The sequence below is a fragment of the Epibacterium sp. ABZ3_068 genome (genome assembly GCF_056159265.1).
Genome location: NZ_JBSWUV010000001.1, coordinates 3,951,827 through 3,974,139, shown reverse-complemented (window position 1 = coordinate 3,974,139; position 22,313 = coordinate 3,951,827). Strand labels below are relative to the sequence as shown.

Here is a 22,313-nt window from a genome sequence, read left to right as displayed (position 1 = left end):
GTTGCCTCCTATTCTGCGGCGTTTTGGATCGCATCATTCATGGCCGCAAGCTCACCCAGTGTTACGGGCTTGAGCGGCGCACGGATGCGGTAGTAACCTGTTTGGTCAGGGGTTTGCGCGTTCGCCTCGGCCAGCAATGCTGTCACCGTCAGTCCGCAGTAGCGCCCCTGACAGGGCCCCATGCCAGCGCGACCGAACGCTTTGGTCTGATTTGGGCCAATGCACCCAAGTTTTGCGTACCCACGGATATCTCCTGCCGTCACTTCTTCGCAGCGACAGATTACGGTGCTATCGGCGGGTTGCACCGCGGCGGCATAGGGGGGATATGCGGCATCCAGGAACGGACGCGCGGCGAGTTCGCGGGTCCGCGCTCGACACAACGGATCCGTCATGCGATTGAAGTCCTGTGTGGACAGACGTTCTGCGTCCTTTGCTATCTTCAAAGCAGCCAATCGCCCAGAGACTTCGGCGACTTTTGCACCGCCAATACCAGCCCCGTCACCAGCTATGAAGACCCCCGCGACATCGCTTTGGCCCCAATCGTCCAGTTCCGGCACGAATGCGTTTTGGGTCGCATCCCAGGTGTGGGAAATGCCAAGGGAACGGGCCGCTTGGGTATTGGGGACAACGCCGTGATGGAGGAATACCGTTTTGCAGGCGATCCGGTGCTGGCGGCCTTTGTGCGTGAATGTAACGGCTTCTGCTTTACCGTCACCTTCGATAGAAATGTCAGTTGCTCCCGCATAACGGGGCACCCAGGCACGTATGACTTCAGCCAGCATTTTCAGCCCTTTGAGCATGTAAGGCCAGCCTCGAATGGCCCCGCCCACATGGCGCAGGGCACCGATCATATCGCTGCGTGTCTGTGTTTCGATCATTGCTGAAGGTGGCGTACCCGCACGCACCATCTGAGCCGCGATCAGATAGAGAAGAGGCCCCGAACCCACCAGTACCGCGCCCTGCGCCACAACGCCGGATTGCTTCAGCAAGATCTGCCCCGCACCGGCTGTCATTACACCTGGCAGAGTCCAGCCGGGAATAGGCATAGGGCGTTCCAAAGCACCGGTTGCCAACAGAATATGGTCAGCCTCGATCTGTGCCCCATTCCCTTTGCAGGTGTAGGAAATGCGAAAATCGTCTTCGATGGCCCAGACGACGGCACCGGAAATATGCTCGACACCGCTCTGTCTGAGATCCTGTGTCAGGCGACTGCCGTATGTGTAGTCTTGACCAAGGATGTTCCCGCGCGACGGTGACGCCTTGTCTACATCGCGGTATATCTGCCCGCCTGCGCGAGGTTGCTCGTCCAGAACCGTCACGCTCAGCCCCAGTTCGGCTGCTTGCGAAGCCGCAGCCATGCCGGCGGGTCCGGCGCCAATGATGGCTAAATCACGCTTCATCGTCATATGACCCATTTTTGTGTGCAGGTGCGATAGACATGCCCTCGACGACCTCAAGCATACAGGCCTGAAGGGTTACACCGTCGATTTCAACAAGGCAGTCGAAACAGGCCCCCATCATGCAGAATGGCGCACGCGGTGCCCCGGATACGGGCGTGTGGCGGAACACGTCGACCTCTGCGGCCAGCAAGGCAGCAGCAAGGTTTGCCCCTTCGGGCAGACTGAGCGGCGCGCCATCCCATGTGACATCAACACGGGGCGCGTTTTCCAGCTCAAGAAACGGCGAAGCGGTTTTCACTGAAGACCTCCAGATCTGGCGCTGTGTCTGTGCCTTCCAGCCAATCCGGCAAGAGGCGCGAGTGAGCAGCAGCAAGGGAGATGCCGCTGTGACAGGTTACAAGGTAAGCTCCGGGCATTTCGGTGCTTTTTTGATAAATCGGAAGCCCATCCGGAGAGAGAACGCGCAATGCCCCCCAACTGCGCACCAGTTGGGCGCGGGCCAGTGCGGGGTAGGCAGCAATCGCTTCGGCGGCCAGGCCAGACAGTCCAGGCTGTGTAACCCTGTCGTCATGACCCACTTCTTCGTTTGTTGCGCCGATCTGGATACCGCCTTCGTCCACTTGGCGTGCAATCAGAGAAGGCCTATTGATCAGCTTTGGCAGCTTCTCGGTGATCAGTACCTGTCCGCGCTGCGGGCGCACAGGGGCTTTGAAGCCCATCTTTGGCCCAAGCTTTGAAGCTCCCAAACCTGCGGACAAGACAACCTTAGCCGAAGTCACGATCGTACCGTCTGAACATGTGATGCGGAAGCCGTCGGGCTTTGCCACATCTGTCACAGTCTTGCCAACCAGCACCCGCGCCCCCAGACGGCGCACGTCAGCAGACAAAGCCGTCAGCAATTTCAGCGGGTTCGTATGCCCGTCCTGATGATGCAAAATGGCACCGACAACCTTTGGGCCGATATTTGGCTCTTCTTTGCGTAACGCATTGTGGCCAAGCACTTCGTAGGGGTAGTTGCCGCCAAGCTGAGCCCTCAGCTTTTCGTATTGCTTGAGCGTGGCCTCCAACGTCTCTTCGGAAAAATGGAAATCAAATCCCCCGTTTTGTTCCAGCGGGATTGGTTTTCCGGTATTGCCTGACACCTCGCTTGCGAAGTCGGCCCAGAGTTCGGCAGACTGTTGGGACCAACTGGCATAGCGCGGCTGATCCATCCCCTTGGATTGGACCCATACCAGTCCGAAGTTTCCACGGCTGGCACGGAAAGACCCATCTTCACCGTCCAAGACAGTCACAGTGTGCCCGCGCCGAAGCAAGCCCCAAGCGACTGACAGGCCAACAACGCCCCCTCCGATAATGGTGTAATCGGTTTCCATTTATTCCGTTCCGATGTTGCGAAGTGGTGCCAGGGCGACGATAGCCGCCCTGACGCGTTTTGGCTTACTTGCCTGCTGCGGATACTTTGTCGAGGATAGCCTGACCCCAGTCGGTGCCAACATCTTCGAGGACAGCGGGCCAGATTTCGGATCGGGCTTTTGCGGCCATGATGTCAAGTTCCTCGTCAGTCAATTTGGCAACAGTCGCGCCCAGGTCGTCAACAAGTCGCTGCTCATTCTTTTTCTGATCTGCCTCAGCCACTTCCCAGCGGGTGGCTTCAAAGACAGTCGCCTGTGCTTTCAGGGCAGCCTGATCTTCGTCGGAAAGCTCTGCAAGGCTCTCGTTCGAGATGATCATGTACCAAACTTCAAAGTGTGTATTGGCCGGGATGTAGGTTTTCGTCACATCGCGGAACGACGCATAATAGCCTTCGGCACCCGAACCAATCACCCCGTCAACCACACCTGTCTGCACGGCAGTGAAGGCTTCTGAGAACGGAATCGGAGCAGGAATATATCCAAGAGCCTCTCCAGTCAGCTGGAAGCTTTTGATGCCAGGAACACGCACTTTAATTCCGTTTGGCTCAACTGAACCCGGATTTGCGTTTTCGACGTTCAGGGCAATGCCGCCAAAGTAAACAGGGTATGCAGCCAGCATGGTGATGTCCTGCTGCGCATAAAGGTCTGTCATGACATCACGGACCACACCGCCCGGACCGTAGACCGCACGTGCCTGGTCCCAATTGCTTGCCAGAAACGGAAAGGAGCTAATCTGCATACGGCGATCAGCGGCTGTTGCTGCGGGCTGGGTTGCCATGTCGATTGCGCCGACGCTGATGCGTTCCTGAACGGTTGTGTAGTCACCAAGGGCAGACGCCGCAAAGATGTTGATCTTCACGTCACCGCCTGTGGCCTCATCCACGGCTGCAGAAAACGCGCGCAGTTCCACATCGATGGTCGCGTCTTGTGGACGGACGTGGCTCATCTTCAAGTTCTGAGCTGCGGCATAGCTTCCAATCGCCATCAGGGCGGCAGTGGCTGTTGTCAATAGTGCATGTTTCATTTCAAGGTTCCTCCTTGGTTGGGATGAATTTTATTATTTATTTTCGTGGGTTAGTGCCGGCATTCAGGGTGCTACGTCATATCCGAAGAAGCGCGGCAAGAAGAGCGACAAGTCGGGCCAGAGCGAGGTCAGGAAAACCACCGGCACATACCCAAACAGGATCAGCTTCATGGCGGGCGGGATGACCTTCGTGACCTTCACTTTGCCGATACGTGCGCCAAGATAGAGGATCGAGGCATACGGCGGTGTCACGCCGCCCATCGCAGTATTAACGCCCATGATGGCGGCAAACTGCACGGGGCTGACCCCGATGGCCTGCATCAAAGGCAAGAGCAGCGGCGCGATCAGGATGATGGCGGTCACGTCATTGACGACCATGCCGACGAGGAACAGCATGACGTTGATCATGATCAAGAGCACGATCTTGTTTTCAGTGATCGAGAAAATGCCCTGTACCAGTTGCTGCGGAATGCTTTCGTAAACGAACATCTGGCTGAGGATCATCGAGAACAAGATCATCATCATGATCGCGCCAACGGCGGTTGCGGCTTCTTTACCGGCAGAGAAAAAGTTCTCCCAGCGCAGCCCCTTGTAGATCAGAAACCCCACAGGCACAGCGTAGATGACTGCGACTGCAGCGGCCTCGGTCGGGGTCATGATACCGCCATAGATGCCGCCCAAGATGATGACTGGCATCATCAGCGCTGGGAAAGCATGGAAACCGCGTTTGGCAACCTCACCGGACAGCTCCGAGAAGGACGGTTTCTCATCAAGGATCAAATTGAACTTGCGCGACATGAACAGGTTGATCACCGAGAACAATGTCATGATCAGCAGACCAGGGCCCAGCGTAGCAAGGAAGCAAGCCAAGATTGAGGTATCGGTCACCCAGCCATAAACGATCATAGTTACCGAGGGAGGAATCAACAGGCCAAGGAGGGACGAATTGGCAATCAGGGCCGTCGCATATTCTCGCGGATAGCCTCGCTTCTCCATCTCGGGGATCAACAGGGGGCCGATGGCAGCGATGCCGGTCAGGCCAGACCCGGAAATGGCACCGATCACAGCGCAGGACACAGCGGCAACAACACCAAGGCCACCGCGCACGTGTCCGATAAAAGCATTGACGAAGCGCAGAAGTGACGCGGCTATCCCACTTTCTGACATAACCGTCCCAGCGAGAACAAACAGCGGAATCGCCAGAAGTACCGGATTGCTCAGCTGCTGCGCACCCCAAAGCATCATCCCCTTCATGGTCACATCGCCCATGAAATACATGACCATCAAAGCCGCGCCAAAGCAGTAAGGCAGCGGAACGCCCAACGTAAGTGTGATCACAAGCAGGGCGATGGCAATAAGAGCAATCTCGATCATGCGATTTCTCCGGTCTTCAAGCTGCAGATATGACGCACCAAGTGCGATGCGGTGTACGTCATCATCAGGGCAAGCCCGACAACCAGCGCGACATCAGAGTAGAACGTCGGGATATAGAGCGTCGGGCTTTCGCGCCACACACGCCACGCGTACTGCGTGTAGTTCCAGGCCCAGTAGAGCAACCAAAGACCAACAATCAGACTGATGATTTCACCAACGATGGCAAGAATAGTGTGGCCGCGGTCAGTCTTGATAAAGATCTCAAGAACGTTGGCGCGGATATGCGTATTCTCGCGCGATGCATTGACCGATCCAAGAATGTAGAGCCACACAGTCGGGTAGGCCATCGTCTCTTCCAGTCCCATCACGGGCACCTGAAGAACGTATCGCGTTATGACCTGAACGAACTGACCCAAAGCCACTGACACGATCAGCGCGGTCAGAAGATATTTAGCAAATTTATCCATTTTCTCCCTCGTCCCACAGGATTCGAGCCGTGGGTTATCGCGAGATAAAACTGGACATTTGATATAAAATCAATTTCATACTTTTTTTAAATTCATAAACTGAATTTATACCTATGCATCTGTCTCTTCGGCAACTCTCAACCTTTCGCGAAGTTATGCGCTCTGGCTCTATCAGTCAGGCAGCCCGATCTGTCGGCCGTACGCAACCAGCCGTTTCCACGATGATCCAGACCCTGGAAGATCAGCTGGGATTCGCCTTGTTCCTCAGATCGCAAGGCAAACTGACACCGACACCCGAAGCTCATTTTTTTCTTGAAGAATGCGAGGACATCCTGGGCCGTGTCGAACGCACGGAACGCACCTTGGAGCGGATCAGCTCCCTGCAATCCGGTAAGCTCAAGATCGCCTGCCACCCTGCCGCGTCAAGTGCGTTCCTACCGCGCCTCCTCACCAGGTTTCTGCAAGACCGGGACGATCTTGATGTATCGCTCATCATGAGATCCTCGGACGTAATCGAAGATCTGATCGCTTCGCAGCAATTCGATCTTGGGTTTGCGGAAACCCCGCGGCCGCGTGCGTCAATCCGGCAAACGGATTTCGATCTTGAATGCGTTTGCATGTTGCCAAAAGATGACCCTCTGGCCCGGGCGGAAGTTGTCACGCCTGAAGACCTCGATGGCCGCCCGATGGCCGTTCTTTTTGACGAACATGGAACGGCCGTTCAAACAGAAGCCGCCTTTCGCGCTGCCGGATGCCATATCAACAAGCGGATCGAACTTCGCACCTTTTTCCCGGGACTGCAGTTTGTCGCTGCGGGAGTTTGTGTGATGGTCTGCGATATGTTCACCGCGTACAGCCATCTGGCTCAGGCCCCTGAAAAAGAACGCCTGGCGATCCGGCGCTTCCGCCCACACATATTGAACAGTGTCTCAATACTGACGCCGGGCTACGCCACGCAATCGATGGCCAGCCAGGCCTTCATAGGTGAGCTTCACGCTGCAGTAGAACAGATGCAGATCGAAATCCGCGACGCATTAAGCTAACAGCGATTTAGCTGAACAGCTTTGTGCGAACCCCTCAACGCAATCCGAAGTGAGGATACGCGCCTGCATCCCCGGCCGGAAGAACGGAAGAAACCGGCGAAGTACGATAAGCGTCGCTACAAACGGCGCAACTGCTCCTCTCGTGACATTGCTTTGCAATGCACTGCCGGGCAGCGATGCGAGATCATGTTTGGCAGGTTGAAGGATTGGAGGCGTGCGACGACGCGCTCTGACAGGTGTCCCAAGGTCTTCCTGTCAGCTATCGCTCTCGCGGCCATCGTCATCTACTGGCCTTGATACTCTATGAGTCTAGTCCCTAGTTTAAGCGGAGCTTGGGCCCAAAAACTCTAACCAAGGACAGGGCATCAATTCGATAGCGCAAAATCCCTTTGCCGATGCCCACCCGTTGCCGAAGCTCTGTCTCAGTGGTGCGTTACAGCAAGGCCATGAAAACTTCTGGCCAATGGCTGAATGGCAAGCTGTGCCCCGCGCCTTTCACGATGGTCAGGTTGCAGCTCCTTTCCTTTGCGAATTTCTGCGCTCGTGAGAACGGTACAATCTGGTCAGCATCGCCATGTAGAAAGTGCAGCGGCGCAGAGTGAGGACTGGCAGCACCTCCCCAATCTGACGTAATCAAACGGCAGTCATTGATGAAACTGTCATTCCCGGAAGCCACATGAAAGAAGTGTCCCTGCCACATCAGATCCAGAATTTCGGGGTCGCGACACGCTTCCAGATCAGCAGAGGCGCCACGAAAGACGGTTTCAGCAAAAGCCTCCTGGCCATCGTGACGTAGTTTCCTGTCTCCCAAGATGGCCAAGTATCGAAGCAGCGGTACGGATGTCCGGGCTGCCAACGCGAGGATCCGCTGTTGAGTGGGGGCTGATGCAAAATCCCTGAGGCTGCGCATTGGTGGAGTGATCGATACCGCAATGACTTGGCGTAGCCGCTTGCCAAGTGAGCCCGCTGCACAGCAAGCCAGCGCAGCCCCTGCATCATAGCCTACAAGAGTCACCTCAGAGAGGTCTAGGTGATCGATCAGAGCAGACAGGTCTTCGCCATATCGTGCCGGATCCGATAGAAGCTCTGGCCAGCCTGAGGAACTGCCGTGCCAGGGCCGCGCAGGAGCGATCCAGCGCAGCCCTCGCTTCTCTAGCTCCGCCTCAGCGGCCGCCGGCAATTGGGCTCCCCCCAGACAGCCATGTAGAAAAATGACCGGGCGTCCCATCTGATCACCACTTTGGAAAAAGCTCATAGACCGACCATCTGGCAAACGTAACTCAGAGCTTTTGGCCTTTACGGCCCGATTGGCCTGCATTTGAGTGCTGGAAACACACACAATACGGCCGAGATGCAGTAGGTCCTGCAAGCCAGTGGTTTCGGTTTTGGCGATCATTGCTTTGATCTGTTGACGGATGGTTTCCACCGATCGGGCACGCAGAGAAGCCGCTTCCTGCGGACTGTGGCCGTCGACCAGCAGCCCGAGCACCGCATTCTCCGACCGGCTCAGCCCATAAAGAGCCCTCATCGCGTCTGCTGCTCGATCATGCCAAGGTAGATTGTCTCCAAAACACTGTAGAGCGTCAGACTCAGCACATTTTTCGCAGCGCAGCAGCAACGGTTTACCTGAATCCAGACGGGTCAATCGAAGTACGGGAGCATAACTGGCTTCGCCGCGTAGAAAGTGCCGGATTGCTCCGATTTCGTCTACGGTCAGGTTCAAGGTGTCCAAAGGCATACCTGGGCGCAACCCAAACAACTCCTGCGTCAACTGATTGGGAGCAACAACGCGACACTGCCGGTCGATATAGAACCATGGCCGGAGGTCTTGCCGGGCTGATCCCGGTTGAGCGACCGGAGGGAGCGCCGCCAGCAGTTTCTCTGCCTTGGCCACATGAACTTCGAATTCTCTGCGTAGTTCATCAAACCTGCGGCGCTTGGCTTCATCTGACAGCCGCGTATCAGCCAGCTCCAGAAGCTCGGTAAACCCACTGGTGTCCATGGCCGTAGCGTAAACAGAACCAATCAGTGACGTCATATCGTCATGTTGTTCCATTGTCCCTTTGGTCATGGATTTGGCCCTAACTCTCTACGCAAAACTTTGAACCTAACTCGGGGGATATAACCAAAACTGGTCATGAGCCGTAAGAATAAAGCCGTTATAGCAGCATGAAAGACGCCAAAGTTTGGCAAAAAGGAAACAATCGACTCATGCAATATTTCCCTCTCATCAGCACCGGCCTGATGCTAGCTCCAGCCGCGCTTTTTGCGGCTGACTGCGCTCCTGCGACGATCCGCTTTCCCGAAAATGGCCCGGCTGAGTATATTGTGCCAGACGCAGATGAAACCGCATTGCGGCAGCGCGAGCATGGCTCAGCCCCCAGTTCGGATCATGTTCTGGTCATCCATGAAGGTGACAGCTACTGGGTGCCTGGCAGTGACCTCGATGCGGTCCAAGTGGTGTTAGGGACCGGCGCAGATAGCTTTGTTTATGACGGCCCGGACCATTGCGCCCCCAGGGACCTGCCGCTGGATACCGGGCTGTCCCAACCCGAAGACACGGAAAATTCCGCCACATCGGACCTTCAGCCCCGATCCGGCCTTTGGAAGTTAGAAGTTACGCCAGTTACTTTTGAAGGCTGTCCCGAAATGATCGCACAGAGCCTGCCCGCCGATTTGGTCGCACTGCCTGCAGAAGCAACCACACCTCAACGCCTAACCTTCTCGGTTCCGTTTCATCCCGATCAATTGGCAATGAACCAATATGCCGCGGGTTGGAAAGCCACAGGGCCCAGCCGCTGGGAAACCCGAGCAATGGAACATGTGTTTGCCCAATCGCCGGCCTACGGTGGTCGGCGTTCCTATTTGAACTGGACGTTGACCGTAAGCGGGGCAGAACAGATTTCGCACCGCTCAGAACTGCATGTTGTTATGCCCCCCGAAGCGGTTGCAGTGTTTAAGACAGATCACTGCACGGCGATTTCCACCGGCAACTGGATCCGGGTGGGGGATTAAGCCATGCGATATAGACTGATAGCCTCCGCCGTTTTGGCCATTCTGATGTCGCCTTTGGCCGCGCAAGACCTAAGCCGCAGCACCTTAGTACTGGATGCGTCTGGTTCGATGTGGGGACAAATTGACGGCACAGCCAAAATCACTATCGCCCAGACCGTTTTGCGGGGATTGCTTGAAAATCTGCACCGCTCCCAGGAACTTGGACTGATGGTATACGGGCACCGGCGCAAAGGCGATTGCAGTGATATTGAGCAATTGATTGCGCCCGGGGCAGATACGCGTGAGGCGATTGCGGATGCCGTGGCTGACATTAGCCCAAAAGGCAAGACACCACTGTCCGCAGCCGTACTTCAAGCGGCCGAAGCCCTACGTTACAGCGAAGAAAAAGCAACCGTCATTCTGATCTCTGACGGCAAGGAAACGTGCGGTCTTGACCCTTGTGCGGTTGGAACGAATTTGGAGGCCATTGGCGTGGACTTTACGCTGCACGCAATTGGCTTTGGCATAGCTGACGAAGCGGCGCGGGCCCAATTGCAATGTCTGGCTGAAAACACTGGTGGAGAGTATCGCGATGCTTCGGACGCTGCAGCCCTGTCAGCGGCACTTGCCCAAGTTGCAACACCCGCTTCAGAATCTGCGGAGAAAACTGCTGCCGCGACGCTCTCTGGCCCCACTTCCGCACAGGCTGGCCGTGTGATCGACATCCATTGGCAAGCTCCGGGAGAAGAGGGCGATTGGGTGGGAACTCTGGCCCCTGGGGCTGACGTCGGGGCCTTTTCATCGCGCATAGGCATTGACCACGGCAATCCTGCGCCCATGCCGACCCCCACAAAAGAGGGCAGCTATGATATCGTCTATGTGCGATCCGAGACAGGTGAGGTTTTGGCGCGGCAAGCGCTGAAAGTGACCCCGATGCAAGCCTCAGTCAGTGCCCCCACAACCGGAACCACCGGCGGATCTGTGACGGTGAGCTGGCAAGGGCGCGGCTCAGAGAAGGACTTTATCGGTATTGCACCAAAAGCCGATGGATTTCCTGCCACGAGTTTCTATTTCGAAACCAATGGGCCAGAGCAGCAGGAGTTGCGTCTGCCATCCCAGCCTGGAGACTATGAGATTGTCTTTATTGCCACCACAGATCCCTGGGAGGTGTTGGACCGAACTCCAATCACCCTATCGGACCCAGATCTGAAGCTGAAGGCGCAACCAGAGGTTACTCCCGGAGAAGAGTTTGCAGTGCTGTGGACGGGAATTGCGCCCAATCCGGCTGACTATATTGCGCTGGCAATACCAGGTGAACCACTTCCACATGTGGTTACGTATGCCCACACTGAAAGCCACCTTACGCGTCTCACCGCGCCGCAGGAACCAGGCCAATATGAGCTGCGGTTTTTCTATGCCGAAGGAGACCGTATCGTAGCCACACGGTCCATCACCGTTAGATAGGCTGCGAAAAATGGAAATCGTCTCAAAACTCTTGCCCTTGTTCGGGGCCAAGACAGGTCGCATTGGCGCGATGATCCGGGCTTCACTGTCTGTGCTTGGAACCGATACGAAAGTGGCTCTGCCTTTCATCCTTCTTTTCCTGGTCAAGGCAGGACGTGGGCTTCTGGCACTGTATCTGCTCTATCTGGGCTTTGTCACCCAGGACTGGGACCGCGCATTTGCCGCGATGCTAATCTTCATGGTCTACCTGCCGATCGAAATTCTGGTCCAGACTTTTCTGCAAGCCGCTATGAGCCAGATGGCGCGAGATGCGTTGATCGACGGCCGGATCAGCGGCAAGGAAATTGCCAAGACCCTGTTAGGTAATCTGTTTTCCCTCATATTCATCGGGCTTGTCTCGTATTTCGTACGCCGCGCATCAGACAGCAAACAAGAGGGTTTTTTCGGTTTTTTGGTTGCGTTGTTGACCTTTGTGGTCGCCGAAGTTTGGGATCTGGTATCCAATTTTGGCATATCAGCCATCGTGGTAGAGCGGGGGGGCGTCAAAGTCCTCGTCGCCCGCCTGAAGGCACTGCGCAGCTATGTGCCGGAGACACTGGCGGGAGTGATCGGCATAGATCTGATTGGAGGGGTGGCACAAGGTTTGTTTGCTGGCGGTGTGGTGTTTGGCCTATTTGGAGGCGGCGCGATGGGCTATGTTTTTGCCGAAAACCTACCAGCTACCTTTCTGGCAGAGTTCGGTGAGGTTCCGGTAAACACCCTCCCTGCGCTTGGGCTTCTTGCTCTGAGCTTTATTCTGTCCTCCTTCATCGCCGCGGCGACTGTTTTAGCAAAAAGCCTATATTTTACGTGCTTCTATCTGTTTATCCTTCACAAGGATGAGCTGCCTGGCCGTATGTCGCAGGCATTGGAACAGATGTTAGCAGACAGGCAGACCTGGGCCAAAGAGGGGACCGCCACTCAATGATGCGAAAAGCTGGATTGGGTCGCAGCTGCCCAGCAAGCCCAAAGTGATCTGATTGTGCCCTTGTAAGAAGCGGTTTGTATTCCGACTGTCCCCAAGACTGTGCAAAGCAATGTCCGGTGAGGGTTAGCAATCTTCCCCGCTTTCCCTTTACCGCAACAAGACTGGTTCACCTTTTTCAGGCAGAGACCCGCTACAAACTCTAGACAGGTACGGAACTTGTGGCCTAGGCCGATGAGCTGCTTCCCTGTGAGATCGCATTTTTCATTTGGCTCTGTTCGGCGTTTGGTCCTCTCTTGACCTTTGTTGGGTGATGCTTCCACGAGGTGAGCCGACCTAGGGGGAAACCCGTCGATTCCTTTCGCGCCTGCAGCAGTGGCATTGATCCGCCTTGCATGTTTGTCGTCTCCGCGCTGATGCAGAGTAAAAAATTGCCTGCTGGTGTTCTGCTGAGCGGCTTCGTCCCGATCCTTCAAGACATCGCTTTGCCGCGTGGTAATATTGCTTGTAGCGCCGACTTGGCACGGATGACTGGCCTCTATTGACCCTTCCTGGTACTGGTTTGAGCGCGAAAGACCATTTTAGCTCGGGTTTGCCGCCAGAAACTTTCTTACGCCGATCATGTCCCTGCATGTGCTTGATTTTGTAGTCACGCACATGCAGGGACATCTCGGTGCGTAGTTTGTCAAGTGTCGCAACCGGAAGTGTGTCGCTCCCATCCAAGCCTCGATGGTGCTGAATGGATGCTCGGCCGTCGCGCGGCGCAGCGTCATCAAGGCAGGATTTCGGTTCATTCGGTCCCACATGTCCTCCACCAGATGCTCATGTTCCCAGCGGGTGATCCTGCGCTCTTTGCCACTGGCGCAGGTATAGGTATCGTCTTGTACGTTAGACAAAGTCGGCCTTCACAAACATGCCGTTCTTGCGGCTGCCCGAGGTCTCAGGGCGGGCGAGGGTCGGTGTAATTCCCGCGTCGTGGCTGGCGAGAATTTCGCGTCCGCTAAAGGATCTCTTGTCGGCGACGGCGCTCATGTCTTGGCGATCCAGTGCGGCCTTTGCCCGCTCCCATTGCGTCGCCGAGATCACGCGGGTCGAACCTATAGGCCTGGTCACAGAAATATCGTTTTTCTGGCCCGCCAATTCCAGCGGGCCAGTTTCACACAAGCCTTGTTTACAGAAGAGCTTTAAAGCGTGGGTCTGTCACAATCTTATTAATGGAAGAGGCAAGCGCACGGTTGAATGCATCAGCTGTGTTGTTGCAAGCTGCCGCTGCAGAGAAACTGGTGCTGAATTTATGAACGTTTTTAACGTTGAAGCCTTGTCCCTTGCTCGACGAAATAGTCAAACCAATTGTCCAATTGCCTGAGAAAGAGTCAGGTTTTAGTTCGGTCAAAACGACGTCAATGTGAGTGCCGCGTGGACTGAAAACGTTTCCTGCCAATAGTTCAGCTTGGAACGCTTGTTTAATTGCGTCGGTTACTGAAATTCCGCCACCTACATCGATCGGACCAGCTAAACGGCAAGTTGGATTGGCTACCACACCTTCCGCGGTTGTAACTGAACCTACAGAGGCCCTTTTTCCTGACGCAGCCAATGCTTGCAAGGCAATTACATTGGATGGGTTGCTTTGATACTGTTGAGGGGAATAGGTGTCGCACGCTGCGAGAAGAATTCCCGCGACAGCCAAAGAAAGTAAATGAGTTTTCATTTTAGTTCCAAATTTGCATATTCAAGCTACCTTAAAGCGAACCTAGGAAATTTTGGCAAGCAGGTCGGGAATGAAATTTCTGCCTTTTTCGATAAGTAGCTCGACTTGTAAGAATAAAGGTGGCCATAAAAAAGGAACTCCTCGAAATTCTCCGAGGCGTTCCTTCATTTCTACCCTGTCTGAAACAGCGTGGAGATCACACTAGGCGGGACGCTTCTTTCGCGGCGCGGACGAAGTCTTTGAACAGCGGGTGGGGATCGAACGGTTTGGATTTCAGTTCCGGGTGGAACTGGACGCCGATGAACCAGGGGTGGTCGGCCCATTCCACGATCTCGGGCAGGCTGCCGTCGGGGGACATGCCGGAGAAGTTCAGCCCGCAGGCCTCCAGTTTCTCGCGGTATTTGGTGTCGACCTCATACCGGTGGCGGTGGCGTTCCTCGATTGCGGTTGCGCCATAGACGGCGGCGACGTTTGAGCCCTCGGTCAGAGTGGCGTCATAGGCGCCAAGGCGCATGGTGCCGCCCTTGTCGTCGCCGACCTTGCGTTCGACCTTGTGGTTGCCCTGCACCCATTCCTTGAGGTGGTAGACAACCGGTTCAAAGCGTTTCTTGCCTGCTTCGTGGTCGAATTCCTCGGAGCCGGCTTCCGCGATGCCCGCGACGTTGCGGGCGGCCTCGATCACGGCCATTTGCATGCCGAGGCAGATGCCCAGATAGGGGACGTTGTTTTCGCGGGCGTATTGGGCGGCCTTGATCTTGCCCTCGGTGCCGCGTTCGCCAAAGCCACCGGGGACGAGGATGGCGTGAAAGCCCTGCAGATGCGGGGTGGGGTCTTCGCGGTCAAAAAGCTCGGCGTCGACCCATTCGATGCGCACCTTGACGCGGTTGGCCATGCCGCCGTGAGTCAGCGCCTCGGCGATGGATTTATAGGCATCTTCCAGCTGGGTGTATTTGCCAACGATGGCAACGCGCACTTCGCCCTCGGGGTTATAGATGCGGTCGGCCACATCTTCCCAGCGGCTGAGGTTGGGTTTGGGGGCCGGGGCGATGCCAAAGGCGTCCAGCACGGCCTGATCCAGACCTTCGCGGTGATAGGCGAGGGGCGCCTCGTAGATGGATTTCAGGTCCTGGGCGGCGATCACACTGTCAGGGCGCACGTTACAGAAGAGGGCGAGTTTCTCACGCTCCTTCTTGGGGATCGGCCCTTCGGAGCGGCAGACGAGGATATCGGGGGCCAGACCAATGGATCGCAGTTCCTTGACCGAGTGCTGGGTCGGTTTGGTCTTCAGCTCGCCGGAGGCTTTGATATAGGGCAGGAGGGTGAGGTGCATAAAGATACACTCACCGCGCGGCTTGTCCTGGGCGAACTGGCGGATCGCTTCAAAGAAAGGCAGGCCTTCGATGTCGCCCACGGTGCCGCCGATTTCGCAGAGCATGAAGTCAACTTCGTCTTCGCCGATGGAGATGAAGTCTTTGATCTCATTGGTGACATGCGGGATCACCTGAATGGTTTTGCCCAGATAGTCGCCGCGGCGCTCTTTTTCCAGCACATTGGTGTAGATCCGGCCGGATGAGATCGAGTCAGTCTTGCGTGCGGGCACGCCGGTGAAACGTTCATAGTGGCCCAGGTCCAGATCGGTTTCTGCGCCGTCATCGGTCACAAAGACCTCGCCGTGTTCAAAGGGCGACATGGTGCCCGGGTCGACGTTCAGGTAGGGATCCAGCTTGCGCAGGCGGACCGAATATCCACGTGCTTGCAACAATGCGCCCAATGCGGCGGATGCCAGGCCTTTGCCCAGCGAAGAAACAACACCACCAGTGATGAAGATGAAACGCGCCATGAGTGTCGGCAGCCCCCGTGAGAGTTCAAAAAATAAGAAGACCCAATGGTTAAAAAACCACGGCATCACGGGACTTCAGTATATATGAGATTCGCGCAAGAAACGCAAGGGAACCGCAAGATGCTGTTACGGTTCCCGTTTTTTATTCTAAGTCTTGTGGATCAGTCGGCGCTGGGAACCAGCGGTGCATTGTCGCCAGCAGAAGGCGGCAGCAGATCATTGCCCAGCGGAGCAACAGGAGCTTCGGCCGGTGCCTCATTGCGTGTCGGCAGCAGCCCGCCGTCAAAGATAGATGAGTTGCCTGCCTTTTGCGCGGAAATCACCGTGAGGGTGATCGACGTACAGATAAAGGCAGCGGCCAGGATCCAGGTCAGTTTGCTCATCGCGGTTGCTGCGGCGCGGCCCGATACAGCCCCATTGCCACCGCCGCCACCCATGCCAAGGCCGCCACCTTCGGACCGCTGAAGCAGAACGACGGCAATCAGGCCCAGAGCCAGAAGAAGGTGGATGATGAGAACAACGTTTTCCATGTGATCCTGCGGCGGTTGGCTGACTATCGGGCGGTAAATAGGGGGAAACGCCGGAAGGGGCAAGGGCGGAGTTTCAAATGAGCGGCCTATCTGTTTTGTCGCGGGCGTTTGACGGAAGGGAACACCCAAATTTTACTGGAAATTTCGGCGGATGGCGCGCAGGGTTTTGCACATGGCCCATGACGATCCTCATTCACATGACCCGCACCACCCTCATGCCCATCTGCCGCCGGATCCGGCGCTGCGGGTGAAGGCGCTTGAGACGATTCTGACCCGACGGGGGCTGGTGGATCCGGCTGCATTGGATGAAATCATCGACATCTATCAGAATAAAATCGGTCCGCAGAATGGTGCCCGGGTGGTGGCGAAAGCCTGGAGTGATCCGGCGTTCAAAGCTGAATTGCTGGAAGACGCGGATGCTGTTTTGCGCGGCATGGATATCTATGGTCGGCAAGGGGAACATATGGTCGTAGTGGAGAACACGCCCGAGATCCATAACATGGTCGTATGTACATTATGCTCCTGTTACCCGTGGCCGGTTCTGGGCATCCCGCCTGCCTGGTACAAATCGGACGCCTATCGCGCCCGCGCCGTGCGAGAGCCGCGCAAGGTGCTTGCTGATTTCGGCGTGACCTTGCCCAAGGGAACAAAGGTGCGGGTGTGGGATTCGACCGCAGAGGTGCGCTATCTTGTGTTGCCGATGCGGCCCGCGGGCACCGAAGATATGGATGAGCACGCGCTGGCCGCATTGGTCAGCCGCGATAGTATGGTGGGCACCGCCTTGGTCACTGTGCCAGATGTCTTCACTGCGTCAGAGGTTGCGCCATGAGCCGGGTTCACGATATGGGCGGACGTTTCGGCGATGGTCCGGTGGTGGTTGATGCACCGGACGCGCCGGTCTTCAAGGAAGACTGGCACGGTCGCGCCCTGGCTGTCACCTTGGCCTCTGCTGCGCTTGGGCAATGGAATATCGACGTCTCGCGTCATGCACGCGAATGTTTGTCACCCCAGGATTACATGCGGTTTTCCTACTATGAGAAGTGGCTGGCGGGCCTTGCCGACCTGTTGGTGGAAACTGGTGTGCTTACGGTTGCTGATCTGGCTGATCCCGCGGCTGCGGCGGACATACACGCTTTGGCTGGGCGCAAGCTGGTAGCAGAGCGCGTGGCCGGGATGTTGGCTGCGGGTGGCCCGGCTGAACGCGAGAGCCCAGTGAAGCCTGTGTTCAAACCGGGTGACAGCGTGCGGGCTGTGGCCCATGCAGGTAACCGATTTGTGGATGGGGGGCACACGCGTCTGCCGTCTTATGCTGCGGGCGCGGTGGGCAAAGTGCTGCGCTACCACGGCACCCATGTTTTTCCCGACCGCAGCGCGCATGGTTTGGGAGAAGCGCCAGAGCCTCTTTATGCAGTGGCTTTCCCGTCCAATGCGCTGTGGGTGATTGCCGAGGATGATCACGATGACGTGGTGCTGGACCTGTGGCAGAGCTATCTGGAGCCTGTGTCCACGTGAGTGCCGTATCGACAGTATGTTTACCTCACGGCGGGACCGAACCCGTTTTTGCCGAACCGTGGCATGCGCAGGTCTTTGCTTTGACGGTGCATTTGAATGAGGCGGGTCGGTTTACCTGGGCCGAGTGGGTGGAGCGGTTTTCCGCGACACTAAAACGCCACGGGCTGGCGCGCGAGCTGGATGGCGGTTCAGATTATTTCACGGCCTGGCTGGAAACGCTTGAGGTCCTCATGGCTGAGACCGCGGATGTGGCCGCCGGGGAGATGCAGGAGATGCGGGAGGCCTGGGAAGCGGCCTATCGTGCCACCCCGCACGGGGATCCGGTCTGTTTGAACTTTGACAACGCAAAAGACGGTGCAAAATACTGAGCAAAAGAACTGTAATCCCGCTGTTACACTTTTCGGTTCCCCTTGGCAGCCGCGCTCGCTATACGGGGCGTCGGTTTTAACCTGCATGCAAAGGACCTGAGATGGCCAATGTCGTGGTAGTGGGCGCCCAGTGGGGCGATGAGGGAAAAGGCAAGATCGTTGACTGGCTCAGCGAACGCGCCGATGTAATTGCGCGCTTCCAGGGCGGCCATAATGCGGGCCATACGCTTGTCATTGATGGTAAGGTCTACAAGCTGCACGCGCTGCCGTCGGGCGTTGTGCGCGGTGGCAAGCTGTCTGTGATCGGCAATGGCGTGGTGCTGGACCCCTGGCACCTGATGAAAGAGATCGAGACCGTGCGCGCGCAAGGTGTTGAGATCACGCCGGAAACCCTGATGATTGCGGAAAATACCCCGCTGATCCTGCCGCTCCATGGGGAGCTGGACCGCGCCCGCGAGGAGGCGGCCTCCAAGGGGACCAAGATTGGCACCACCGGTCGGGGCATTGGCCCGGCCTATGAGGATAAAGTGGGCCGTCGTGCCGTGCGGGTGGCGGATCTGGCGGATGAGGCGACGCTGATCGCACGTGTGGACCGCGCTTTGCAGCACCATGATCCGCTGCGCAAAGGTCTGGGTGTGGAACCCATCGACCGCGATGCGTTGATTGCACAGTTGAAAGACATCGCTGGCCAGATTCTGCCCTATGCGGCGCCGGTGTGGAAAGTTCTGAACGAAAAGCGCAAAGCGGGTAAGCGGATCCTGTTTGAAGGTGCACAAGGCGCGCTTTTGGACATTGATTTCGGGACATACCCCTTTGTGACCTCCTCCAATGTAATTGCAGGCCAGGCGGCAACCGGTGTTGGTATTGGTCCGGGCTCGATTGATTATGTGCTGGGCATCGTAAAAGCCTATACCACCCGTGTGGGTGAGGGACCCTTCCCGACCGAGCTTCTGGACGCGGATGGCAAACCGGATGCGGATGGTGAGCGTCTGGGCACGCGCGGCCATGAGTTTGGCACCACCACCGGCCGTCAGCGCCGCTGTGGCTGGTTTGATGCGGCTCTGGTGCGTCAGACCTGTGCGACCTCGGGTATCAAAGGCATCTGCCTGACCAAGCTGGACGTTCTGGACGGGTTTGAGACCCTGAAAATCTGTGTCGCCTATGACCTGGACGGAGAACGGCTGGATTATCTTCCTACCGCAGCCGACCAGCAGGCGCGCTGCACCCCGATCTATGAAGAGATGCCGGGTTGGAGTGAATCGACCGAAGGGGCGCGCAGCTGGAATGACCTGCCAGCCAATGCGATCAAATACGTCAAACGGGTAGAAGAGCTGATCGAATGCCCTGTGGCGCTTTTGTCCACCAGCCCGGAGCGGGAGGATACCATTCTGGTCACTGACCCGTTTGCGGACTGATGGCAAAAGAGCTGAGCTATAAGGCGCGGCGGCGCTGGTCTCTGGTGATCCTGTTGATCGGGATGCCGCTTTATATTCTGGTTGCGGTGAATGTGGTGGCGCTGTTTGAGCGCCCCTCTATCCTGCTGGAACTGGGGATCTATGTGGGGCTGGGGATCTTGTGGATCCTGCCCTTCCGCTTTGTGTTTCGCGGCGTTGGCAAGGAAGATCCGGACGCCTGATATTTGCGTTACATCTGCCTGACCTAAATGGAAAAAGCCGTGGGATACCCCACGGCTTTTGCAGTTTTTGCAGTCCTTTTGCGGCTTAGCCAGCCGCGCGGTCCTGCGGCTGGAACCCAATCTGATCGGAGGCGGCAAAACGGCCGTTGTTTTTGCGGGCGATCTTGCCGTCGCGGAGAAGCTGGCCGAAGGAACGCATGCTGTCTTCGCGGTTGAACTCCGTTCCGGTTGCGCGGACCTTGTTGATCAGCTCGGGGCGAGAGAACACATCCTGACCTTTGACAAAGCTGAGGTAGGAGGCGGCGGCTTCAAGAAGCTCCTGCAGTTCCACTGCGCCGGTTTCCTGCACATATTTGGCAAAGCCTGTGTCGGAGTTGAAGGCTTCTGCCGAGGTCGGTTTCGCCTCGGTCCGCACGCGGCGGGGGCTAACAGGGGCAGAAGGTGCAGCCTCTACCGCCGGGGCTTCGGCAACACGCTGTTCGGCCACCAGTTTCAGCGGCGAAGGGCGGTTTTCTGAAGGCTCCGGGCGCGCGGCTTTGCGGCGGACAACCGGACGGCGCGGGTGCACAACGCTGGCCAGATCCTCGCGGTAGTCTTTTTCGGCGTCCTCTGCACTGGCCTCGGGATCTCCTTGCGCTGCGGCAACCGCTGCGCGCATATGGCTGTAGGTCTCGCGCGAAGAGGCCGTGTTGGGGTCGCCCAGTTTTTCGTCTGCGGCAGCCATCAGGCGGGAGACATCGCTGTCGGGAGCGTCCTTGGATTTGGCGCTGCGGGAAACCGGGGCTTCGGCTTGAGGTTGCTCTGCCGCGTCCTCTTCTTCGGCCATCGCAGCGTCTTTGGCTTCGGCATCGGCGCGTGTCGCGGCCAGCAATTCAGCTTCGACCTCTGCCAGTTCGCGGCGCAGATCATTTTCATCGGCTTCGCTGAGGGTCGAGGCCGGGCCAGCCGGAGCAGCTGCGGCTTCTGCCACTGTTTCCGTTGGCTTGGTGATGCCCCGACGGACGCGAATGATGCGGGCACGACGGGGCTGTGCTGCTGCGTCCTCCGCCTCGGGCTCATCTGTGGCGTCGACCTTGCCCGGTTTCGGCGTGCTCTGCAATTCTTCCAGTGCGCGGGTGATCAGCGTATCGTTGTCTTGCTCGGCTGCGTCTGGCGCTGCATCTGCTTCATCCTCTTCGGCATTCACAGTTGCATTGATGTCTTCGGCAATCTCGGCAATGGCGTCGGCGGCTTTTTTGGTAACAGCCTCTGCGTGCTGATCTTCGGAAAACTCCTCTGCCGGGGTGCGTGAGACAACGGCCCGGATGCGCTGCAGCTTTGCGGCGATGCTGTTGGGGGCGGGTTTGGCAGGTTCCGGTTTGGCAACCTCTTCGGCTTCGATCTCTTGCACATCGTCTGCCGCTTCAGCGCTTGCGCTGGCCGCAACCACGGCTGCGATCTGATCAAGATCTACAGTCTCCGCAACCGCGTCGTTTTGATCATCTGTGGCGTCTTCATAGGCCGCTTCGGCAGTTTCTGCGATCTCTTTGGCTTCTTCGGGCGCGACAAAGAAGTCGACCTCACCCGGAGGTGTTTCCACGAGTGTGTCCGTTGCACCCGCTGCATCTGCGCGAGCAGTTACAACGTCTTCGGCGAAAACTTCGTCTTCAAGCTCATCCGCAAAGGGCTCTTCGGTGCTGCCCTCAAAGCTATAGGTCGCTTCGGCAGGTGCCTCGGCGGTTTCTGCGATCTCTTTGGCTTCTTCGGGTGCGATAAAGAAGTCGACCTCACCCGGAGGTGTTTCCACGAGTGTGTCCGTTGCATCTGCTGCATCTGCGCGCGCAGTTACAACGTCTTCGGCGAACACTTCGTCTTCAAGCTCATCTGCAAAGGGCTCTTCGGTGCTGCCCGCAATGCTATAGGCCGCTTCGGCAGGTGTGTCGGCGGTTTCTGCGATCTCTTTGGCTTCTTCGGGTGCGACAAAGAAGTCGACCTCACCCGGAGGTGTTTCGACGAGCTGGCCTGCTGCAGGTGCCTCAGGTGCAACCGCGGCTTCAGCGACCGCGCTGTCTTCAAAATGGTCCTCAAAGTCGTCGGCAAAAGGCTCTTCTTCGCTGCCTTCGATGCTATAGGCATCTACGGGCTCAGCTGAAGTATCTGCACCGGCTGGAGCAGCCTCAGTCTGGTGTTGGGCTAAGGCAGGGTCGACAAAGAAATCCACTTCGCCTGGTTCGGTTACTGCCAATTCGCGCGGAGCTGGTTCTGCAACCGGCGTCGGCGCAGCTGCGGGCGGTGTAGCAGGCGTGGCGGCCCGAAGGTGGATGCCTTCTTTTGATGTGCGCGCTTCGACTTGGCGGGCAATCTCACGCTGCGCAATACGCGCCAGCATATCAGCGTCCGGTTGCGGTGGCTCTGCACCAAAATATCTGTCATCAGAGGCGAGATCGCGGAAATACTCTGCGATCGCCTTCATGGTGCCAAAGGAATCTTCAAAACCCTCCAGCGTACAGGAAAAAGTCCCGTAGGATACCGTTAGTACCTTATTGTTCTGTACCATTGTTCAGCTCGTCCTCGCCAAAGTCATCTTGTTCACCATAT

At 57.0% G+C, this 22,313-nt stretch carries 20 protein-coding genes and 2 pseudogenes; 10 read left to right on the top strand and 12 right to left on the bottom strand.

Annotation, left to right across the window (positions count from 1 at the left end):
- Positions 1 to 8: 8 nt before the first annotated feature.
- From ACXAEW_RS19220 to ACXAEW_RS19195, 6 genes are all read right to left on the bottom strand, one after another.
- Positions 9 to 1,400 (bottom strand): FAD/NAD(P)-dependent oxidoreductase, encoded by a 1,392-nt coding sequence (locus tag ACXAEW_RS19220; protein WP_474942860.1) that lies wholly within the window; start codon positions 1,398 to 1,400, stop codon positions 9 to 11.
- Positions 1,390 to 1,698, bottom strand: coding sequence for a (2Fe-2S)-binding protein (locus ACXAEW_RS19215; RefSeq protein WP_474942859.1), 309 nt, complete (start codon positions 1,696 to 1,698; stop codon positions 1,390 to 1,392). The genes ACXAEW_RS19220 and ACXAEW_RS19215 overlap by 11 nt, the downstream gene beginning before the upstream one ends.
- Positions 1,673 to 2,773 carry an NAD(P)/FAD-dependent oxidoreductase gene (locus ACXAEW_RS19210; RefSeq protein WP_474942858.1) on the bottom strand — a complete coding sequence of 367 codons (1,101 nt, stop codon included), beginning with the start codon at positions 2,771 to 2,773 and terminating at the stop codon, positions 1,673 to 1,675. Before ACXAEW_RS19210 ends, ACXAEW_RS19215 begins: the two co-directional genes overlap by 26 nt.
- Before the next feature lie 64 nt (positions 2,774 to 2,837).
- The gene (gene dctP, locus ACXAEW_RS19205) at positions 2,838 to 3,836 is read right to left on the bottom strand and encodes a TRAP transporter substrate-binding protein DctP (protein ID WP_474942857.1); all 999 of its coding nucleotides are present in this window, start codon (positions 3,834 to 3,836) and stop codon (positions 2,838 to 2,840) included.
- Positions 3,837 to 3,899: 63 nt separating this feature from the next.
- Complete coding sequence (locus tag ACXAEW_RS19200; RefSeq protein ID WP_474942856.1) at positions 3,900 to 5,210, bottom strand: TRAP transporter large permease; 1,311 nt, start codon at positions 5,208 to 5,210, stop codon at positions 3,900 to 3,902.
- The gene (locus ACXAEW_RS19195; protein WP_474942855.1) at positions 5,207 to 5,677 is read right to left on the bottom strand and encodes a TRAP transporter small permease; all 471 of its coding nucleotides are present in this window, start codon (positions 5,675 to 5,677) and stop codon (positions 5,207 to 5,209) included. Before ACXAEW_RS19195 ends, ACXAEW_RS19200 begins: the two co-directional genes overlap by 4 nt.
- A gap of 113 nt (positions 5,678 to 5,790) precedes the next feature.
- On the opposite strand from ACXAEW_RS19195, the gene ACXAEW_RS19190 reads away from it, so the two are divergent.
- Positions 5,791 to 6,720, top strand: a complete 930-nt coding sequence (locus ACXAEW_RS19190) for a LysR family transcriptional regulator (RefSeq protein WP_474942854.1) — start codon at positions 5,791 to 5,793, stop codon at positions 6,718 to 6,720.
- Positions 6,721 to 6,775: 55 nt separating this feature from the next.
- Positions 6,776 to 7,017: pseudogene (locus ACXAEW_RS19185) on the top strand (hypothetical protein); the annotation flags it as partial.
- Between the two features lie 136 nt (positions 7,018 to 7,153).
- On the opposite strand, the gene ACXAEW_RS19180 reads toward ACXAEW_RS19185, so the two are convergent.
- Positions 7,154 to 8,791 carry a bifunctional helix-turn-helix transcriptional regulator/alpha/beta hydrolase gene (locus ACXAEW_RS19180; RefSeq protein WP_474942853.1) on the bottom strand — a complete coding sequence of 546 codons (1,638 nt, stop codon included), beginning with the start codon at positions 8,789 to 8,791 and terminating at the stop codon, positions 7,154 to 7,156.
- A gap of 140 nt (positions 8,792 to 8,931) precedes the next feature.
- Here ACXAEW_RS19180 and ACXAEW_RS19175 point away from each other — a divergent pair, with 140 nt between their 5' ends.
- From ACXAEW_RS19175 to ACXAEW_RS19165, 3 genes are read left to right on the top strand one after another with little or no spacing between them, the layout of a single operon-like run.
- Positions 8,932 to 9,735 carry a hypothetical protein gene (locus ACXAEW_RS19175; RefSeq protein WP_474942852.1) on the top strand — a complete coding sequence of 268 codons (804 nt, stop codon included), beginning with the start codon at positions 8,932 to 8,934 and terminating at the stop codon, positions 9,733 to 9,735.
- Positions 9,736 to 9,738: 3 nt separating this feature from the next.
- Entirely contained in the window at positions 9,739 to 11,178 is a 1,440-nt protein-coding gene (locus tag ACXAEW_RS19170; RefSeq protein ID WP_474942851.1) for a vWA domain-containing protein, read from the top strand.
- Positions 11,179 to 11,188: 10 nt separating this feature from the next.
- On the top strand, positions 11,189 to 12,145 hold the full coding sequence (locus tag ACXAEW_RS19165) for a hypothetical protein (protein WP_474942850.1): 957 nt from the start codon (positions 11,189 to 11,191) through the stop codon (positions 12,143 to 12,145).
- An 888-nt stretch (positions 12,146 to 13,033) separates the two neighbouring features.
- On the opposite strand, the pseudogene ACXAEW_RS19160 reads toward ACXAEW_RS19165, so the two are convergent.
- The 4 genes and pseudogenes from ACXAEW_RS19160 to secG form a co-directional block, all read right to left on the bottom strand.
- Positions 13,034 to 13,201 (bottom strand): annotated as a pseudogene (locus tag ACXAEW_RS19160) (IS5/IS1182 family transposase); the annotation flags it as partial.
- 112 nt (positions 13,202 to 13,313) lie between these two features.
- Positions 13,314 to 13,850 (bottom strand): hypothetical protein, encoded by a 537-nt coding sequence (locus ACXAEW_RS19155; RefSeq protein ID WP_474942849.1) that lies wholly within the window; start codon positions 13,848 to 13,850, stop codon positions 13,314 to 13,316.
- A 196-nt stretch (positions 13,851 to 14,046) separates the two neighbouring features.
- Complete coding sequence (locus ACXAEW_RS19150; protein WP_474942848.1) at positions 14,047 to 15,690, bottom strand: CTP synthase; 1,644 nt, start codon at positions 15,688 to 15,690, stop codon at positions 14,047 to 14,049.
- Between the two features lie 161 nt (positions 15,691 to 15,851).
- A complete protein-coding gene (gene secG, locus ACXAEW_RS19145) occupies positions 15,852 to 16,220 on the bottom strand; it encodes a preprotein translocase subunit SecG (protein WP_474942847.1) in 369 nt (122 codons plus the stop codon).
- Positions 16,221 to 16,392: 172 nt separating this feature from the next.
- Between secG and nthA the strand changes: the two genes are divergently transcribed.
- From nthA to ACXAEW_RS19120, 5 genes are all read left to right on the top strand, one after another.
- Entirely contained in the window at positions 16,393 to 17,049 is a 657-nt protein-coding gene (nthA, locus tag ACXAEW_RS19140; protein WP_474942846.1) for a nitrile hydratase subunit alpha, read from the top strand.
- Entirely contained in the window at positions 17,046 to 17,732 is a 687-nt protein-coding gene (nthB, locus tag ACXAEW_RS19135; protein ID WP_474942845.1) for a nitrile hydratase subunit beta, read from the top strand. Before nthA ends, nthB begins: the two co-directional genes overlap by 4 nt.
- Complete coding sequence (locus ACXAEW_RS19130) at positions 17,729 to 18,100, top strand: nitrile hydratase accessory protein (protein WP_474942844.1); 372 nt, start codon at positions 17,729 to 17,731, stop codon at positions 18,098 to 18,100. Before nthB ends, ACXAEW_RS19130 begins: the two co-directional genes overlap by 4 nt.
- Positions 18,101 to 18,201: 101 nt before the next feature.
- Complete coding sequence (locus ACXAEW_RS19125; RefSeq protein ID WP_474942843.1) at positions 18,202 to 19,515, top strand: adenylosuccinate synthase; 1,314 nt, start codon at positions 18,202 to 18,204, stop codon at positions 19,513 to 19,515.
- Positions 19,515 to 19,736 carry a DUF2842 domain-containing protein gene (locus ACXAEW_RS19120; RefSeq protein WP_474942842.1) on the top strand — a complete coding sequence of 74 codons (222 nt, stop codon included), beginning with the start codon at positions 19,515 to 19,517 and terminating at the stop codon, positions 19,734 to 19,736. The genes ACXAEW_RS19125 and ACXAEW_RS19120 overlap by 1 nt, the downstream gene beginning before the upstream one ends.
- 85 nt (positions 19,737 to 19,821) lie before the next feature.
- Here the strand turns inward: ACXAEW_RS19120 and ACXAEW_RS19115 are convergent, their stop codons facing one another.
- A complete protein-coding gene (locus ACXAEW_RS19115; protein WP_474942841.1) occupies positions 19,822 to 22,272 on the bottom strand; it encodes a chemotaxis protein CheA in 2,451 nt (816 codons plus the stop codon).
- Positions 22,273 to 22,313: the final 41 nt, after the last annotated feature.

What these genes read in the sequence shown, in the direction of transcription:
- ACXAEW_RS19115 (WP_474942841.1), bottom strand. Translation starts at nt 22,272, where the DNA reads ATGGTACAGAACAATAAGGTACTAACGGTATCCTACGGGACTTTTTCC.
- ACXAEW_RS19180 (WP_474942853.1), bottom strand. Translation starts at nt 8,791, where the DNA reads ATGACCAAAGGGACAATGGAACAACATGACGATATGACGTCACTGATT.
- nthA (WP_474942846.1), top strand. Translation starts at nt 16,393, where the DNA reads ATGGCCCATGACGATCCTCATTCACATGACCCGCACCACCCTCATGCC.
- ACXAEW_RS19150 (WP_474942848.1), bottom strand. Translation starts at nt 15,690, where the DNA reads ATGGCGCGTTTCATCTTCATCACTGGTGGTGTTGTTTCTTCGCTGGGC.
- ACXAEW_RS19120 (WP_474942842.1), top strand. Translation starts at nt 19,515, where the DNA reads ATGGCAAAAGAGCTGAGCTATAAGGCGCGGCGGCGCTGGTCTCTGGTG.
- nthB (WP_474942845.1), top strand. Translation starts at nt 17,046, where the DNA reads ATGAGCCGGGTTCACGATATGGGCGGACGTTTCGGCGATGGTCCGGTG.
- dctP (WP_474942857.1), bottom strand. Translation starts at nt 3,836, where the DNA reads ATGAAACATGCACTATTGACAACAGCCACTGCCGCCCTGATGGCGATT.
- ACXAEW_RS19125 (WP_474942843.1), top strand. Translation starts at nt 18,202, where the DNA reads ATGGCCAATGTCGTGGTAGTGGGCGCCCAGTGGGGCGATGAGGGAAAA.
- secG (WP_474942847.1), bottom strand. Translation starts at nt 16,220, where the DNA reads ATGGAAAACGTTGTTCTCATCATCCACCTTCTTCTGGCTCTGGGCCTG.
- ACXAEW_RS19170 (WP_474942851.1), top strand. Translation starts at nt 9,739, where the DNA reads ATGCGATATAGACTGATAGCCTCCGCCGTTTTGGCCATTCTGATGTCG.
- ACXAEW_RS19155 (WP_474942849.1), bottom strand. Translation starts at nt 13,850, where the DNA reads ATGAAAACTCATTTACTTTCTTTGGCTGTCGCGGGAATTCTTCTCGCA.
- ACXAEW_RS19175 (WP_474942852.1), top strand. Translation starts at nt 8,932, where the DNA reads ATGCAATATTTCCCTCTCATCAGCACCGGCCTGATGCTAGCTCCAGCC.
- ACXAEW_RS19165 (WP_474942850.1), top strand. Translation starts at nt 11,189, where the DNA reads ATGGAAATCGTCTCAAAACTCTTGCCCTTGTTCGGGGCCAAGACAGGT.
- ACXAEW_RS19200 (WP_474942856.1), bottom strand. Translation starts at nt 5,210, where the DNA reads ATGATCGAGATTGCTCTTATTGCCATCGCCCTGCTTGTGATCACACTT.
- ACXAEW_RS19190 (WP_474942854.1), top strand. Translation starts at nt 5,791, where the DNA reads ATGCATCTGTCTCTTCGGCAACTCTCAACCTTTCGCGAAGTTATGCGC.
- ACXAEW_RS19220 (WP_474942860.1), bottom strand. Translation starts at nt 1,400, where the DNA reads ATGAAGCGTGATTTAGCCATCATTGGCGCCGGACCCGCCGGCATGGCT.
- ACXAEW_RS19210 (WP_474942858.1), bottom strand. Translation starts at nt 2,773, where the DNA reads ATGGAAACCGATTACACCATTATCGGAGGGGGCGTTGTTGGCCTGTCA.
- ACXAEW_RS19195 (WP_474942855.1), bottom strand. Translation starts at nt 5,677, where the DNA reads ATGGATAAATTTGCTAAATATCTTCTGACCGCGCTGATCGTGTCAGTG.